Annotated in this window: 16 protein-coding genes; 8 read left to right on the plus strand and 8 right to left on the minus strand. The window is 68.3% G+C overall.

The genetic code is table 11. The annotated features are described in order from the left end of the window. Positions 1 to 48 precede the first annotated feature (48 nt). A complete protein-coding gene (locus tag KK141_RS14935) occupies positions 49 to 972 on the plus strand; it encodes an oxygenase MpaB family protein (RefSeq protein ID WP_214571362.1) in 924 nt (307 codons plus the stop codon). Here the strand turns inward: KK141_RS14935 and KK141_RS14940 are convergent, their stop codons facing one another. Next, complete coding sequence (locus tag KK141_RS14940) at positions 973 to 1,440, minus strand: VOC family protein (protein WP_214571363.1); 468 nt, start codon at positions 1,438 to 1,440, stop codon at positions 973 to 975. It abuts the gene before it with no gap. 181 nt (positions 1,441 to 1,621) lie between these two features. Here KK141_RS14940 and KK141_RS14945 point away from each other — a divergent pair, with 181 nt between their 5' ends. The 5 genes from KK141_RS14945 to KK141_RS14965 all read left to right on the plus strand — a co-directional run bounded on the left by KK141_RS14945 (position 1,622) and on the right by KK141_RS14965 (position 9,036). Beyond that, positions 1,622 to 3,451, plus strand: coding sequence for a 3'-5' exonuclease (locus tag KK141_RS14945; RefSeq protein ID WP_214571542.1), 1,830 nt, complete (start codon positions 1,622 to 1,624; stop codon positions 3,449 to 3,451). 85 nt (positions 3,452 to 3,536) lie between these two features. Further along, entirely contained in the window at positions 3,537 to 4,622 is a 1,086-nt protein-coding gene (locus tag KK141_RS14950; protein WP_214571364.1) for an aromatic ring-hydroxylating dioxygenase subunit alpha, read from the plus strand. Beyond that, complete coding sequence (locus KK141_RS14955) at positions 4,619 to 5,923, plus strand: amino acid permease (protein WP_214571365.1); 1,305 nt, start codon at positions 4,619 to 4,621, stop codon at positions 5,921 to 5,923. The genes KK141_RS14950 and KK141_RS14955 overlap by 4 nt, the downstream gene beginning before the upstream one ends. A gap of 300 nt (positions 5,924 to 6,223) precedes the next feature. Continuing rightward, a complete protein-coding gene (locus KK141_RS14960; RefSeq protein WP_214571366.1) occupies positions 6,224 to 7,624 on the plus strand; it encodes a glycosyltransferase in 1,401 nt (466 codons plus the stop codon). After that, a complete protein-coding gene (locus KK141_RS14965; RefSeq protein WP_214571367.1) occupies positions 7,621 to 9,036 on the plus strand; it encodes a tetratricopeptide repeat protein in 1,416 nt (471 codons plus the stop codon). Before KK141_RS14960 ends, KK141_RS14965 begins: the two co-directional genes overlap by 4 nt. Here the strand turns inward: KK141_RS14965 and KK141_RS14970 are convergent. Further along, positions 9,033 to 9,512 (minus strand): hypothetical protein, encoded by a 480-nt coding sequence (locus KK141_RS14970; RefSeq protein ID WP_214571368.1) that lies wholly within the window; start codon positions 9,510 to 9,512, stop codon positions 9,033 to 9,035. The two genes, KK141_RS14965 and KK141_RS14970, sit on opposite strands and share 4 nt — an antisense overlap. 38 nt (positions 9,513 to 9,550) lie before the next feature. On the opposite strand from KK141_RS14970, the gene trxC reads away from it, so the two are divergent. After that, complete coding sequence (trxC, locus tag KK141_RS14975; protein WP_214571369.1) at positions 9,551 to 9,988, plus strand: thioredoxin TrxC; 438 nt, start codon at positions 9,551 to 9,553, stop codon at positions 9,986 to 9,988. A 37-nt stretch (positions 9,989 to 10,025) separates the two neighbouring features. Here trxC and KK141_RS14980 read toward each other — a convergent pair whose 3' ends face one another. The 4 genes from KK141_RS14980 to KK141_RS14995 form a co-directional block, all read right to left on the minus strand. Then, positions 10,026 to 11,024 (minus strand): phosphatidylinositol-specific phospholipase C, encoded by a 999-nt coding sequence (locus KK141_RS14980; protein ID WP_214571370.1) that lies wholly within the window; start codon positions 11,022 to 11,024, stop codon positions 10,026 to 10,028. Positions 11,025 to 11,218: 194 nt separating this feature from the next. Then, the gene (locus KK141_RS14985; RefSeq protein ID WP_214571371.1) at positions 11,219 to 11,581 is read right to left on the minus strand and encodes an antibiotic biosynthesis monooxygenase; all 363 of its coding nucleotides are present in this window, start codon (positions 11,579 to 11,581) and stop codon (positions 11,219 to 11,221) included. Continuing rightward, positions 11,578 to 12,552, minus strand: a complete 975-nt coding sequence (locus KK141_RS14990) for an alpha/beta fold hydrolase (RefSeq protein ID WP_214571372.1) — start codon at positions 12,550 to 12,552, stop codon at positions 11,578 to 11,580. The genes KK141_RS14985 and KK141_RS14990 overlap by 4 nt, the downstream gene beginning before the upstream one ends. A gap of 120 nt (positions 12,553 to 12,672) precedes the next feature. After that, positions 12,673 to 14,229, minus strand: coding sequence for a YdiU family protein (locus KK141_RS14995; RefSeq protein WP_214571373.1), 1,557 nt, complete (start codon positions 14,227 to 14,229; stop codon positions 12,673 to 12,675). Positions 14,230 to 14,500: 271 nt separating this feature from the next. On the opposite strand from KK141_RS14995, the gene KK141_RS15000 reads away from it, so the two are divergent. Next, positions 14,501 to 14,653 carry a hypothetical protein gene (locus KK141_RS15000; RefSeq protein WP_214571374.1) on the plus strand — a complete coding sequence of 51 codons (153 nt, stop codon included), beginning with the start codon at positions 14,501 to 14,503 and terminating at the stop codon, positions 14,651 to 14,653. A 3-nt stretch (positions 14,654 to 14,656) separates the two neighbouring features. Here the strand turns inward: KK141_RS15000 and KK141_RS15005 are convergent, their stop codons facing one another. Beyond that, complete coding sequence (locus tag KK141_RS15005) at positions 14,657 to 15,358, minus strand: 16S rRNA pseudouridine(516) synthase (RefSeq protein ID WP_214571375.1); 702 nt, start codon at positions 15,356 to 15,358, stop codon at positions 14,657 to 14,659. Further along, positions 15,355 to 16,407 (minus strand): methyltransferase, encoded by a 1,053-nt coding sequence (locus KK141_RS15010; protein ID WP_250901793.1) that lies wholly within the window; start codon positions 16,405 to 16,407, stop codon positions 15,355 to 15,357. Before KK141_RS15010 ends, KK141_RS15005 begins: the two co-directional genes overlap by 4 nt. Positions 16,408 to 16,444: the final 37 nt, after the last annotated feature.

The raw sequence follows: 16,444 nt of genomic DNA on the forward strand, positions 1-16,444 counted from the left end.
TTTGGACATCCAAACGCCGGCCCATGGCGGCCCGCTAGAATCCGCGCCATGGCTTCCCCGCTGCAGTTCCTCACCCTCCCCGCCCAGGCCTCGATCCGCCGCTGGGTGCTCGGCGCGTTTCCCAGGCACGGCAGCGGCAACCTGGATTACGACCACCCGCCCGGCGACCCCGGCCTGTTCGGGCCGGACAGCGCCACCTGGCGCGTGCATTCCGATTTCCCCGGCATGCTGGCCGGCGGCCTGGCGGCGCTGATGCTGCAGACCCTGCATCCGCGGGCCCTGGCCGGGGTATGGGACCACTCCAATTTTCGCGAGGACCTGGTCGGCCGCCTGCGCCGCACTACCGCCTTCGTCGGCGGCACCACCTATGCACCGCGCGAACAGGCGCGGCAGCTGATCGGGCACGTCAGGCAGATCCACCTGCAGGTGACCGGCACCGCGGAAGACGGCACACCCTACGCCGCGGACGATCCGGACCTGCTCACCTGGGTCCACGTCACCGAGGCGCACAGCTTCCTGGAGGGCTACCGCCGCTTCAGCCATATCGCGATGCCGCCGGATGCGGCGGACCGCTACTACGACGAAGCCCGCCGCATCGCCGAAGCGCTGGGCGCGCGCGATGTGCCCGCCTCGGAAGCGCAGGTCGCCGCGTACTTCGAACGCGTGCGGCCGCAGCTGCTCTACGCCGAGCGCTCGCGCACCGTGCTGGAGATCCTGTCGCGCGTGCACCTGCCGGTGCCGGCGGCGGGACTGTCGCGCGACCTGTTCCTGTTCGCCGGCGCCTCCTTGCTGCCGCCGTGGGCGCAGGACCTGCTGCAACGCACGCCCATGCAGCGTGCCCGCGCGCGCATGGCGGCGGGCACGCTGTCGGCCATGTCGCCGCTGTTCCGCGCGGCCTTGAAGGACGGCATCGCCAGCCGCGCCTGCCGGCGCACCGGCGTGGCGCCGGATACGCTGCAGCGCTGGCGCTGATCAGCCGCCGGCCATCATCGCGTCGTAGCGACGCTGCATCTCTTCGGGGCTCACTTCCTCGATCGAATGGCCGATCAGCCACTCGTGCCCGAACGGATCGCGCACCGTGCCGCCGCGCTCGCCGTAGAACGCATCGGCCGGCGGGCGCACCAGCTCGGCGCCGGCGGCCACCGCGCGATCGATCAGGCGGTCGGCGTTGTCCACGTGCAGGTGCAGGGTGATGCTGGTGCCGCCGACGGATTTCGGCCCGACGATGCCATATTCGGGATATTCGTCGGACAGCATCAGCACCATGTGCTCGCCGAACACCAGCTCGGCATGGCCGATGCGGCCGGTGCCGGCTTCGTCCAGGCGCAGGCGCAGCGTGGCGCCGAACACCTGCTGGTAGAAGGCCAGCGCGGCCGCGGCGTCGTGCACGCGCAGATAGGGATACAGCTCGTGGATCTGCGGCAAGGAAGAGGCATCCATGACAGGCTCCTTGGGGGTGGGAACGGCCATCATGCACCCTCCGCCAGGCCCCGTCCCATGCGGTCCGCCCTGCCAACCGCGAATTGACACCGATCCGCGATCCGCTAACGTCGCCGCCACACGCAAAAGGGAAGCGAAGGTGGCAACGCTCATTCCAACCAGAAACAGCTGCCTGTCGCGCATGACCAGCGGCGAAAAGCGCTTTTCCGAGCGCCTGGAACAGAAGCTCGAGGAAGACTACCTGCTGTGGTACGACGTGCCGATCGGCCCGCGCCAGCGCCGCCCGGACTTCATCGTGTTCCACCCCCGCCGCGGCCTGCTCGCGCTGGAAGTGAAGGACTGGAAGCCGGACACCATCCAGCAGGCCGACCCCACCCTGTTCACCCTGCTCACCGGCCGCTCCAGCGTGAAGGAGCACAACCCCCTGATGCAGGCGCGCGACTGCGCCAGCGAGGTCTACAAGCTGCTGCAGCGCGACCCCGCGCTGCGCCATCCGCCGGGCCATCCCTACGAGGGCAAGCTGATCATGCCCTGGGGCTACGGCGTGGTGCTGGCCAATATCAGCCGCAAGCAGTTCGATGCGGGCGGGCTGGATGCGGTGATTCCCGCGCACCTGGTGATCTGCCAGGACGAGATGTACGAGTCGGTCGACGCCGAAGGTTTCCAGGAACGCCTGTGGGCGATGTACCCGCAGATCTTCCCCACCGCGCTCACCCTGCCGCAGATCGACCGCGTGCGCTGGCACCTGTTCCCGGAGATCCGCGTGGAACCGGGCTCGGGCCAGTTCGGCCTGTTCGATGCCTCCACCGCCGGCGCGGTGGCCAAGGTGGAGATTCCCGACCTGATCAAGGTGATGGACGCGCAGCAGGAACAGCTGGCGCGTTCGCTCGGCGACGAGCACCGCATCATCCACGGTGTGGCCGGCTCCGGCAAAACCATGATCCTGGGTTTCCGCGCCATGCACCTGGCGCGCGCGCTGAGCAAGCCGATCCTGGTGCTCTGCTACAACAAGACGCTGGCCGCGCGGCTGGACCAGCTGATGGGCGAGCGCGGCCTGAGCGACAAGGTGCAGGTCTACAACTTCCACAAGTGGTGCCGCGCCATGCTCAGCGCCTACCACGTGCCGCTGCCGCCGGAAGGCCGCGGCTTCTTCGACGCGCTGCCGCCGGCGGTGATCGAGGGCGTCGACAAGGGCCAGATCCCGCGCTTCCAGTACGGCGCCGTGCTGATCGACGAAGGCCACGACTTCGAGCCGGACTGGTACAAGCTGATCGTGCAGATGATCGATCCCAACACCAACTCGCTGCTGGTGCTGTACGACGACGCGCAGAACATCTACGGCAAGCCGGACCGCAAGCGCCTGAGCTGGAAAAGCCTGGGCGTGCAGGCGCAGGGCCGCACCACCATCCTCAAGCTCAATTACCGCAATACGCTGGAAATCCTTTCGGTGGCGCGCGGCTTCGCCAACGAGCTGCTGCTCGGCCACGACGACGCCGACGAGGACGGCGTGCCGCTGGTGGCGCCGGAAAGCGCCGGCCGCCGCGGCGCCCTGCCCGAGCTGGTCCGCGTGGAACGCACCGAGGACCAATTGCCGGCCATCATCGACCGCCTGCGCGAGGAGCGCACCCTGGGCCGCCCGCTCGCCGACATGGCGGTGATCTTCCGCAACAAGTGGGAAGGCGAGCGCCTGCACGAGGCGCTGCAGCGCGCGGAGGTTCCCAGCACGCTGGCCGACGGCGACGGCAAGCGCGCGCTGTTCGAGCCGGGGCTGGATACGGTCAAGCTGGTCACCATGCATTCCAGCAAGGGCCTGGAATTCCCGCTGGTGATCATCCCGGGCCTGGGCTCGCTGCCGATGCCGGGCAAGGACGAGGCGGAGGAAGCGCGCCTGCTCTACGTGGCGATGACGCGCTCCACCGAGCGGCTGGTGATGATCCACCACGCAGATTCGATCTTCACCGTGCGCATCCGCCACTCGATCAACGACGTGCAGACCCAGCTGCAGCAATAACCTGCGGCGCCGCATGCTGCGGCGCTCCTTCACGCCGTCGGCGCGCCGGGTCGATACTCGGGATTCGCCGCCGACGGAATCCGCCATGACCGAACTGCTTTCGCCCGACGTGCTCGCGCCGCAGGCGCTGGACCATGCGCTGGCGCTGTCCGCCCGGTTCTATACCCACCCCGCCGCACCGGCGCTGGACGCGCGCGCGGTGTTCGCGCCGAGCTGGCAGCTGGTCGGCCATCGCTCGCAGCTGGCCGAAGTCGGCGACCACCTGGTGACCCAGATCGCCGGCCTGCCGCTGCTGGTGGTGCGCAGCGACGAAGAAAACATCCGCGCCTTCCACAACGTCTGCCGCCATCGCGCCGGCCCGATCGCCAGCTGCGACGGCAAGGGCGCCAAGGCGCTGCGCTGCCGCTACCACGGCTGGACCTACGGCCTGGACGGCGTGCTGCGCGGCGCCCCCGAAATGGGCCGCACGCCGGACTTCGACCCGGCGCAGATCCGCCTGCCGGAAGTGCGCGTGCAGCTGTGGCAGGGGCTGGTGTTCGTGGCGGTGGGCGAGGCACCGCCGTTCGAGCAGTTCGTCGCCGGCATCGACCAGCGGCTGGGGCCGGATCGTTCGCTGGCCGATTTCGAATTCCACCACCGCGTCGGCTACGACGTGGCCTGCAACTGGAAGGTGTACGTGGACAACTACCTGGAGGGTTACCACGTGCCGCACATCCATCCGGGCCTCAACAGCCTGCTGGATTACCGCAGCTACATCACCGAGACGGCGCAGTGGTACTCGTACCAGTACAGCCCGCTGGAAAGCGCGTCCGATCTCTACGGCAGCGGCGAGGCGCTGTATTACTTCCTGTATCCCAACGCCATGCTCAATATCCTGCCCGGCCGCCTGCAGACCAACCGCGTGCTGCCGCTGGGCGTGGACCGCTGCCGCGTGGAATTCGATTTCTACTACGCGCCGGAACCGGGCGACGCCGCGCGGGCGCGCCGCGCCGCCGACATCGCCTTCAGCGACGAGGTGCAGGTGGAAGACGTGACCATCTGCGAGGACGTGCAGCGCGGGCTGGCTTCCGGCTCGTACGAAGCCGGACGGCTGAATCCGCTGCGCGAGAATGCCGTGCACCACTTCCACGAACTGCTGCGCCGCGCGTACCGCGAAAGCGCGCAGGCATGAAGGCGCCGGCCCGGCTGCTGGGCCCGTGGATGCTCACCGCCCTGGTGGTGGGCAACATGATCGGTTCGGGCGTGTTCGTGCTGCCGGCCGCGCTGGCGCCGTTCGGCGCGGCCAGCCTGCTCGGCTGGGCCTTCACCATGGGCGGCGCCCTGCTGCTGGCGCTGGTGCACGCGTGGCTGTCGCAGATCGTCGCCAACCATGGCGGCGCCTATGCCTACGCGCGGCTGGCCTTCGGCGACAGCGCCGGCTTCGTCGCGGCGTGGAGCTACTGGACCTGCGTGTGGACAGCCAATGCGGCGATCGCGGTGGCCTTCGCCGGCAGCCTGGGCGCGATCTGGCCCGCCGCCAATGCCACGCCCTGGCGCGGCACCGCGGCGGCGCTGGGCGTGCTGTGGTTCTGCACCGCGATCAATGCGGCCGGCGTGCGCGAAGCGGGCCGCATGCAACTGGTGACCACCGCACTGAAAGTGATTCCGCTGCTGGTGTTCGGTGTGTGCGGCCTGGCTCTGGTGCATGGCGCGGCCTACCGCCCCTTCAACCCCAGCGGGCAGGCGCTTACGTCGGTGACCACCGCCACCGCCGCGCTCACCCTGTGGGCTTTTCTCGGCCTGGAAGCCGCCACCGTGCCCACCGGCGTGGTGCGCGATCCGCAGCGCACGGTGCCGCGCGCCACCGTGGCCGGCATGCTGATCGCTGGCGTCGCCACCATGCTCGCCTGCACCGCGGTGATCGGCCTGCTGCCGCATGGCGCGGCGCAGGCTTCGGCCGCGCCGATGGCGGCGGCCGCCGCGCAGACCTGGGGCCCGGCCGCCGGCTGGGCGATGGGGCTGGTGGCGACGGTCTCGTGTCTTGGCGCGCTCAACGGCTGGGTGCTGCTGCAGGGGCAGACGCCGTACGCGGCCGCGCAGGACGGCTTGTTTCCCGCGCCGTTCGCGCGCACCGACGCACGCGGCACGCCGTGGTTCGGCCTGCTGCTCAGCAGCGTGCTGGCCAGCGTGCTGATCGCCGCCAATGGCAGCAAGTCGCTGGTGGCGCTGTTCACGCTGTCGATCCTGCTGTCGACCGCGGCCACCCTGCTGCCCTACGTGCTGAGCGTGCTGGCCTGGTGGCGCATCGACCGCGGCGCCAGCGTGGCGCGCCGCACGGCGGCCGTGCTGGCGCTGGCCTACAGCCTGTGGGCGCTGATCGGCACCGGCGCGGAGGCGCTGCTGTGGGGCGGCGTGCTGTTGCTGCTGGGCTTGCCGGTGTTCCTGTGGCAACGCTATCGGCCGGCGGCGCGGCGGGTGTCGCCGGAGCGCTGAGGCCTATCTCTTTAGGCCGAGTCAGGCCCTGACGTTTTGTGACCTGGCGCAAACAATTTTCGCATCCCGTTCAGGATCCCGCGCCAGGGATTCACAGCCAATCCATTGTTTTACGGAAATATTTTCGCCACACCACGCGTGGCATAGCTTTTGCCGCCTATCCAGCGAAACACCGGGATCGACGCCCGCCGACAGCACGCAGCGGGACCGCCTTTATCGAACAGCGACACGTTCCACTCCGGCGCCATGCCGGCAGGGGCCGGGATGCCTTTGCCCGCGGGAGCCACCCAGGGGAAGCCTATGAGCACGCAAGCACAAGACTGGTCCAGCTATCCGCGGCCGCTGCCGCCGCTGGAATCCGCGCCGGCCAGGCCCGCCGACGGCGAGCGGCACCGCCGCTATTACCTTTCGGTGCGCCTGAAGTTCGCGCTCACCGTCGCGCTGGCGCTGTGCTGGTCGATCGTGTCCTACCTGCTCGCGCGCCGCTGGCTGCACGACCTGGCCGCGGTGGAAGGCAGCGTGCTGGCGATGATCATGATCTTCGGCATCGCCATCCTGCCCGGCTTCATGAATGCCTTCCTGGTATTCGGCCTGCTGATGGACCGCCGCCCGCAGCGCCGCTACGTGCCCGACGCCGAACTACCCGGCATCACCGTGCTGGTGGCCGCGTACAACGAAGAGGATTCGATCCTCTCCACCATCGCCAGCATCGAGCGCCAGTACTACGGCGGCGCGCTGGAAGTGATCGTGATCAACGACGGCTCCACCGACGGCACCATGGACCGGCTGCGCAGCGTCAATCATCCATGGCTGCACGTGATCGACCTGAAGTGCAACGGCGGCAAGGCCAATGCGCTCAACGTCGGCCTGCGCCATGCGACGCAGCCGCTGACCATCACGCTGGATGCGGATTCCTATCTGTACAAGCATGCGCTGCACCGCCTGGTCGAGCGTTATCTCAGCGATCCGCCGAACACCGCCGCCGTGGCCGGCGCCGTGCTGGTGCGCAATTCGCGGCAGAACCTGATCACGCGCATGCAGGAGTGGGATTACTTCCACGGCATCGCCGCGGTGAAGCGCCTGCAGAGCCTGTTCCAGGGCACCCTGGTGGCGCAGGGCGCGTTCTCGCTGTACCGCACCGACATCCTGCGCCAGGCCGGCGGCTGGCCCGAGGACGTGGGCGAGGACATCGTGCTGACCTGGGCGATCCTGCGCATGGGCCACCGCGTGGGCTATTGCGAGGACGCGGTAGCTTTCACCAATGCGCCGGCCACCTTCCGCCAGTTCATCCGCCAGCGCCAGCGCTGGTCGCGCGGCCTGATCGAAGCGTTCAAGGAACATGGCGCGCTGCTGTTCCAGCGCCGCATGAGCACCCTCTTCATCTGGTGGAACCTGCTGTTTCCGTACATGGACCTGGTCTACACCCTGGTCTTCATTCCGGGACTGGTGCTGGCCTGCTTCGGCATCTACTGGCTGGCCGGCCCGATGACCCTGCTGGTGCTGCCGATGGCCGGCCTGGTCAATTACCTGATGTTCTTCATCCAGTCGCGCATGTTCCGCGCGCAGGGCCTGAAGGTGCGCCACAACCCGCTGGGGCTGCTGGTGTACACATTGTTCTACGGCATCGTGCTGCAGCCGGGCTGCGTGCTGGGCTATGCGTCCGAGCTGCTGAAGCTGCGCAAGCGCTGGGGGACCAAATGAACACGCCACGCCTGCTGTTCGCCTTGTCGCTCGCTCCCGTCGCGGCCCTGCATGCGCAGGCCGCCGCACCCGCGCAAGAACTGCGCGCCGGCCGCGCGGCGATCGCCGCCAACCAGCCCGCGCAGGCGCGCGACCATTTCGCCGCCGCGCTCGCCGACCAAGGCTCGCCCGACGAGCGCTACGCCGCCGCCATGGGCCTGGGCCAGTCCACCTTGTGGCTGGGCGACTACGCCGCCGCCGACCGCGCCTTCCGCATCGCCCGCGACGCGGCGCCGGACGACGCCGCGCGCCAGGCCGCCTCCACCGGCCTGGCGCAGGCGCTCAATGCTCGCGACTACCCGCGCGAAGCGCGCGCCCTGGTGGCGCCGTATGCGATGAGCCAGACCCGTCCCACGGTGGAACTGCTGCGCGCCGAACAGGCGCTGGGCTGGCTCGACCGCGGCCAGCCGTATCTCGATGCCGCGCCCGCGCCGGATGCCGCCGGCTACGTCGGCACGCAATACCGCCTGCTCAAGGACGACGTCGCCTTCAACCGCGCCGCGCAGCTGGAAGGCGGCTTCGGCTACAGCCACGACAGCGACGGCCTGGATACCTGGCGCGTCGGCGCGGCCTACCGTTTCGCGCCCTCGTCGAGCGAGGACTTCAGCCAGCGCTGGGGCGTCGCCGCCGGCACCACGCACCTGGACCACGACGGCCGCTCGCGCCGCATGGACGACCTCTCGCTGACCGCGCAGCTGCGCGTGGGCGAGGACAACACCATCAATCTGCATGCAGGCCCCGGCCGCGCCAATGGCTGGCACTACCTGCAGGGCAATGCCGACTGGACCCTGCAGCCCAGCGACGTCTTCAGCTTCAGCGCCGGCGCGGAACGCGCGCCGGTGCCGACCGACACCGCCGTCGACCATCACCTGCTCTACAACCTGTTCAGCGCCGGCGTCAGCGTGCGTCCCGCGCCGCGGCTGTACGTGCTGCCCACCTATTACCGGCAGAACTTCAACGACGGCAATCATCGCGACGGCGGCGTGCTGCGCGTGTTGCTCAGCCCCTACGACATTCCCGGCACCAGCGCGGCGATCGGCGCGGAGTTCTCCGGCCGCATCTTCCACAGCAGCGAACCGAGCCACGGCGTGTATTTCAATCCGCGCAATTACCGCTCGGGACAGTTCGGCCTGGTCGGCGTGTACAGCATCGATACGGAATGGAAGCTGCGCGCGGTGGTGTCGGGCGGGCGGCAGGTGATCGACGGCAACAGTGCCGGCGTCTACACCGTCGGCATCTCGCTGCAGGGGCGCCTGCCCGGCAACGGCCGCCTCGATCTGCAGCTGGGGCGCAGTTCCGCCGCCTCGGCCAGCAATGGCGGCTCCGGCTACTGGAACAACAGCATCAACCTGGTGGTGCGCTACCCGCTTTAGGCCGTAGCTGTCTTGACCCAGGGCCACCAGGAGGCGCCGCCGACGCGCGCATAGCGGTCGGCGGCACGCTCGAACGGATTGCGCGCGCTGACGCCGCCGCACAGCAGGTACAGCGGCAGGAACAGCGGGCCGAGCAGCATGTACTGGTAGACGTGGGCGCGTTCGTGCGCGGCCAGCGACACCGGTGCTTCCGCGCCGCGGCCGGCGCGATGGGCGTAGGTGAGACAGGGCGTGTCCAGCTCGTCGCCGGTGTAGAGGATGACGTTGCCCAAGGTCAGCGCGCCGCCGCCGCGCCATGGCACGCGGACGAAGGCGAGCGCCAGTTCGCTACCGCGCCAGCGCAGCTTTGCGCCAGCCAGCAGGCAGCACAGTCCGGCCAGCAGGCCCAGCGCGGTGTTGGGCGACGTCCACAGCATGCCGGCGAAGCGCAGGGCCCGCATGCCGATACTGCCGGTGCTTGCTTTCGTTGCAGCCATCACTATCTTCGCGTCGAAACCGACCGCCGGAGTCTGCCATGTCCGCCACCACCGATGTCCCCTGCCCCCACTGCGGCTCGCTCAATCGCGTGCCCACGGAGCGGCTGGCCGACAAGCCTTCCTGCGGGCATTGCAAGCAGCAGCTGTTCGAAGGCCGCGCGATGGAACTGGATACCGCGCGCTTCGACCACGTGGCCCTGCGCGGCGACCTGCCGGTGCTGGTGGATTTCTGGGCGAGCTGGTGCGGGCCATGCCGCAGCTTCGCGCCACTATTCGCCCAAGCCGCGGGACAGTGGGAGCCGAAAGTGCGCTTCGCCAAAGTCGATGTCGATGCGCAGCAGGCACTGGCGCAGCGCTACGGTGTGCAGAGCATCCCCACCTTGCTGGCGCTGCGCGGCGGCAACGAGATCGCGCGGCAGATCGGCGCAACGACGGCAACGCAGCTGCGGCGGTTTATCGAGGCGACCTTGCGCTGAACCTGCACCAGCCGGTGTGTTGTGATGCACGACCGGCTCAGGGGGCCGTGGCATTCGCCTGGATCAGCGCATCGATGAGATCCGCCCCCGGAAAGTCCGCCACGACGATGCCGAGGCCGCGCCATGACTTGCCCTTCAGATAATTGACGGTCAAACCGTTGGTGCCGAGAAACACGATCTTGCACCAGCTGCCCAGGCATGCCGTGCGCGGGAAATCCGGCCAGGAATGGGCCCAGCCTCCGATCGTAGTCCGCCCGGTGACCAGTTGAGGGGCATGCGTGCCCGGCGACGATTTGCCGCTGGCGATGAAATAGGGGAAGGCGCCGCCCGACGCGCTCAGATAATTGACGTGAACCAGGCTGCCCTTGTTCCCGGCGGCCGCATCGAGATGGGCCTTTACCTTTTCCCATTTTCCATAGAGATCCCAGTTCGTCGAAACCGAATAGTCGTCCTGGGCCAACAGATTGTTGTAGTTGTCGCCATAGCTGTGGTCGGCGCGCGCAAAATCGGCCAGGACCAGGATCTTTCCGCGCAACACCCCGAGCGTTGGATTGCTCTCCCCGGGACGGGCGAACCAGGTCCGGTCCGGCTCGTAATACGAGTTGAAGGTCTGCTCGAAGGACCGCGTATTTCCCTCGGGAAAGTGCTCCTCTTTAACCCGCGCGACGATGGTCTCCGAAGGGTTGTCGCGCAGAAAGCCGATGATCTCGCCGAGCACGTCGCCGAACATTGCGTCCTGGTAGACAGGGCCGTGGTGCATCGTGAAAACGTCATTGATGTGGCGGGCGCGCAGATCCAGGAATCGAATACCGCCGTTCAATTGCTGGGTAATCGTCAAGGTCTGCGTAAGGACGGCATCCCCGCCCTTCTTGAAAGCCGACGAATCGTGCGTCCCCGGAATACTCATCTCGGACAGGCGGGTGTTGTCAGGCACCTGCTTCATCCAATCCGCGCGCCGCGGCAGATCCTCGCCGTCGTGATAATAAGCCTGCGCGCACACCTGGCCGGTAAAAACCAACGAAAGCGCGACCGCCATGAAACACGTCCAGGAAGCGTTCTGCCATCTCATGACCGTGACCTCAGCAAGGATTACCCACGCCGGACAGCTGCCCCGGCTGCGAGCCAGCTTGAACTGATCCCGCCGCGAATCAATGCGTATCGGCCGCTACTCCAGCCGATCGCACCAGCAGGGAAACAAGCTTCGTCAAATGGGCAATGCGATGCTTCGACTTACGGTGGCGGCGCGGATCCGGCGTGATGCCGGCGGCTGTCTTCGGGCACCTGGGCGCGATCGTTCATGCCGTAATCGCGCAGCACCTCGCTCACCCGCAGCCGGTAATCGCGAAACACGCCGCCGCGCCCGCGCGCCTGCGCCGCGCGATGGGCTTCCAGCTCGCGCCATGCCTTCACCGCCTGCTCGTTGCGCCAGAACGACAGCGACAGCAGCTTGCCCGGTTCGGCCAGGCTTTCGAAACGCTCGATCGAGAGGAAGCCGTCGATCTCGTCCAGCAGAGGCCGCAACTCGGCGGCGATCTCCAGATACATTTCGCGGCAGCCTTCCGCCGGCCACACTTCGAAGATCACCGCGATCACGGCTTCGTCTCCTCCGCCGCATCGATAAAGGCGGCGACGCTGCGATAAAGCGAATGGCGATAGCGCTCCAGGTGCATTACATGCGTGCCGTGGTCGATGCGCAGGCGCCACACCAGCGGGCTGGCGCTGAAGCGGTGCAGGAAGTCCGCCGCCTGAGTGTCGTTCACCACCGTGTCGTAGTCGCCGTACACCGCGAACACCGGTGCCGTGATGCTGGCTGCGTCATAGGGATAGCGGCCGCCCTGCGCCTCGGCAATATCTGCGCCCGGCCCCGAAGGAATCCGCAGCGCATCCGGCGCATCGCCGCGCAGCTTCGGCACCGAAGCATCGAACGCCGCTGCCCAGCGCTGCGTCACCGCGGGCTCGATCAGGCGCAGGTTCTTCGGCAGCACCTGCTCGAACAGCAACTGCTGATAGCGCTGCTGCGCGGTGATGCTCCACCACGCGGTGGTGTCCGGCTTGTCGGCGGCACCCGTCGGCACCACCGGCCCGAACAAGGTGAGCGAAGCCAGCGTGCCGGGATGCTCGGCGGCGTATTCGGCGGCGGGGATGGTGCCCCAGGAATGCGCGATCAGATGGACGTCCAGATGGCGCTTGCCGCGCAGCTCCTGCACGGCAAGCGCGATCTGCCGTGCGGCTTCCGGCGCGCGCGTCACCGGCTTCGCCGCATCGGCGGCACCGGCCATCGCCGGCGGGCGCGAGGAAGCGCCGAAGCCGAGAAAATCCAGCCCGCAGGAGATAAAGCCGCGGCGCGCCATAAAGGCCATCCACGAATCGCCGGGCGCGAATTCGAAACCGGCCGCGAGCATGGTGGGAAAGCTGGCGCCATGCACGAACAAGGCGGCATGGCGGATGGGACCTTCCGGCTCGATGCAATGCAGCGCCACGTGCTGGCCTTCGCCCGCGGGCAGGTCGTAGGTGCGGATGGCAGGCAGTGCGGCAGACAAGCCGATGGCGAGCAGCAGGGACATGCGACGGGCCTTGTGGGGGGAATTGCCCGTTATCGTGAACGCTTCAGCGCGGCATCGTTTCGCCGGCAAACGAAACGACGGCGCACACCGCCATGACTTGTCAGTTCGTGACGAAAAAAGTCAGGAACTGCACGACAGCATGGAACAGCCCGCTTTCTCCCGCGCCCAGTCCGGCCGCTTCTGCGCGAAACGTTCGCGGCCCGGCTGCTCGTCGTAGGGATGGCGCATCACGTCCAGCAGTTCGTGGATGCCGGCGTAGTCGCCCTGCTCCGCGCGGTCGATCGCTTCCTGCGCCAGATAGTTGCGCAGCACGTAGCGCGGGTTGACGCCGTGCATCAGCGCGCGGCGCGCCTCGCGCGTCTGCGGGTCCTCCACCAGCCGCGCGGTGTACTGCGCCAGCCAGGCCTGGAAGCCGGCATCGGTTCGCCACAGGCCGGCCTCGCCGTAGAAGGCGTGGCGCAGCGGGTCCAGCGACGGCAGGTAGGGATCCACCTCGGACAAGGCGCGGAAGAACAGCGTCATATCCACCTCGCCCTCCGTCAGCAGCGCCTGCAGCGACTTCATCAGCTCGATGTCCTCGTCGCGGCACTCGGCCAGGCCCAGCTTGGCGGCGACGAAGCGGCGGTCCGCCGCGGCGAAGGCGTCGGCGTAGCGATCGAGTCCGGCCTGCAGGGGCTCCACGCCACCGAACAGCGGCGCCAGGGCGCCGGCCAGGCGGCTCAGGTTCCACCAGGCGATGCCCGGCTGCTGGCCGTAGCGGTAGCGGCGCCGGCCGGCGTCGGTGGTGTTCGGCGTCCAGTCGGGATCGAAGTTGTCGACCCAGCCATAGGGGCCGTAGTCGATGGTGAGGCCGAGGATGGACATGTTGTCGGTGTTCATCACGCCGTGCACGAAGCCCACGCGCATCCAGTGCGCCACCATCAGCGCGGTGCGCTCGCAGACCTGGCCGAACCATGCGGCGTAGAGCGCTTCGCCCTCGCCTTCGAGCTCGGGAAAATCGCGGCGGATGGTGAACTCCACCAGCTGGCGCAGCAGCGCCGTGTCGCCGCGCGAGGCCGGCAATTCGAAGTTGCCGAAGCGGATGAAGGACGGCGCCACGCGGCACACGATGGCGCCGGGTTCCTCGCGCGGATGGCCGTCGTAGAACATGTCGCGCACCACCTGGTCGCCGGTGAGCACCAGGCTCAACGCGCGCGTGGTCGGCACGCCCAGGTGATGCATCGCTTCGCTGCAGAGGAATTCGCGGACCGACGAACGCAGCACCGCGCGGCCGTCGGCGCCGCGCGAATACGGCGTGGGTCCCGCGCCCTTCAACTGCAGCTCTTGCCGGTGGCCCTGCTCATCGACCAGTTCGCCCAGCGAAATGGCGCGGCCGTCGCCGAGCTGTCCGGCCCATACGCCGAACTGGTGCCCACCGTAGTTCGCCGCCCAGGGTTCCATACCCGGCATCAGCGCATTGCCGGCGAACACGCGGGCGAACTCGGGGCGGGCCAGATCCTTCTCGGCCAGGCCCAGTTGGGCGGCCATCTCGGCCGACCAGGCGATCAGCCGCGGCGCGGCGACCGGCGTCGGTTCCACCCGCGAATACGCCGCCGCGACCTGACGCACCGCAGCACCTTGCGCCGGATCCGCAGGAAGTTCGCGCACGAAGGCATTGTCGAAACGGAGTTTTTGCATGGCGAAAATACCGCGTGAACTGCTGTTCGATATGCGGCGCTGCAAGACGAACGCAAGGCCGCCCTCAGGGCATGGGTACGGACTTTGCAAGAGAGAAATCAGACCGGAGCGTTACCTACGACCTAGACGATTTCACAGTTCACACACATCCCTGTTTTTCTGTTTACTATGCGTTCACGGCTGCACAGGGGTGGCCTAAGGGGGATTCCAGACTATGCAGATGCCAATGGCGGGTTTCGCACTCGGACGCGGAATCCAGCGGATCGCAGGGATGATCGCCGCGAAAGCGGGCCAGGACGCCAAGCACAAGCACCAGGCTTCCGAATTCCACCTCGTTTCCTGGCAGCCCGGCGCACGTTCGCGCCGCGAAGACGAACTGGCGCGGGCGCGCCAGCAAGTTCTTTCGGTGCCGGCCGAGTCCTAAGACTCAGGCAAAGATCGTCTCCACCTCGCCCGGCGCAAGCATGCGCCAGGCGCCGGGTTCCAAGCCTTCGCTCAGCACCAGGCCGCCCACCGAGGCGCGGTGCAGCGCATCCACGTGATTGCCCACCGCGGCGAACATCCGCCGCACCTGGTGGTACCGCCCTTCGGTAATGGACAGGCGCGCGCGGCGCGGCCCCAGCACCTCCAGCTGCGCCGGCTCCAGCGGCTCACGCTCGGCCTCCAGCATCATCGTGCCGCTGGCGAACAGCGCGCCTTCGTCGCCGCGCAGATCGCTGGCCAGTTCCGCCTCGTACACCTTGGCCACCTGCGCGCGCGGCGAAATGATCCGGTGCAGCAGCGCGCCGTCGTCGGTGAACAGCAGCAGGCCCGAGGTGTCGCGGTCCAGACGGCCCACGGTGGACAGCGCCGGATCGCGCATGCGGTAGCGCGGCGGCAGCAGGTCGAACACCACCCGGCCCTGGTCCTTGCGCGAGCAGGTATAGCCGACCGGCTTGTGCATGATCAGCACCAGGCCCGGCGGCGGATCCAGCGGCTCGCCGTCGACGTGGATCTGCTCGTGCGGCACCTTGTCGTCCGCATACAGCACCTCGCCCTGCGCGTCGGTGATGCGGCCCTCGCGGAACATCCAGGCCACGTCCTTGCGGCTGCCATAGCCGAGATTGGCGATCAGCTTGACCAGCTTCATGCGCGCACGCCCCGTGCCTCGATCACTTTGAAACCCTCCTGTGCCACCACGGTGCGCACCTCGGCAAAACGGCCCGCAAGCGTGGCCTCGTAGGGAAGGTGCCGGTTGGCGACCATCCAGAAACTTCCATGCGGCAGCAGTGCCGACGCGGCGGCGGCGATAAATGCGCGGCCCAGTTCGGGCAAGTCTTCGCGTCCCTGCTGGTGGAACGGCGGATTGCTGACGATGGCGTCGTAGCATGCCGGCAGACCTGCCGCGACGTCGTGCCAGTGCACGTCGGTGCGCACGGCGCTGTCGCTTTCCTGCCGCGCGGCGTCCATGTTCATACGCGCCGGCTCCAGCGCGCGCGCTTCCGCTTCGTAGAGATCGATCGCCTCCACCTGCGGACAGCGCGCCAGCACCTGTGCGGAGAGATAGCCGTAGCCCGCGCCCAGATCCGCCACGCATCCGCGCAGATCGGCCGGCAGATGCGCCGCCAGCAAAGCCGAAGCGACGTCGACGCGATCCCAGGCGAACAGGCCGGGGCGGCTCCAGTAGCCGGCCGCGTTCTGGCGCGGCTGGTCGAAGGCGGCCCATGGTTCGAGCAGTGCGTGATTCACCCGCTCGCCGAGCGGCCCGCTCCAGAACACGCGGCATTTGTGCTTGGACAGCTGCGCGACCGGGCCGGCCAGCTGCGCCAGGTCGGCCTCGCCGGAGCGCGCGCCGCCGGCATTGGCCATGCACGCCAGCACGATGCCTCCTGGCGCGGCATGCCGCACCGCGCGGGCGAACAGCGCGCGCGCTTCGTCGCGCTGCCGCGGCGGCAGCACCAGCACGAGCGGGAAATGTTCGTCCATCGCGGGGTCGCCCACACGCAGGCCGCTGCGCTCCAGCTCCGTGGCGAACGGCTTGAAGCTCTGCGCGCAGATCCAGCCCGGCTGCGCCATCTCGCGCAGGCGGAAGCCGTCGCGCGCATGCAGGAACAGCACGCGCCCGTCCGGCGGCAGGCGCAGCTGCCCCGTGGCGATGGGAACGAACAGGGCCTCCAGCGCCACGTGCGCGGAGGACAAAGCGGCAGCATTCACCGGCCGGCCTTTCGAAAGCGGA

This window comes from Dyella sp. LX-66, assembly GCF_018599165.1.
In the GTDB taxonomy this organism is placed as follows: Bacteria; Pseudomonadota; Gammaproteobacteria; order Xanthomonadales; family Rhodanobacteraceae; genus Dyella_D; species Dyella_D marensis.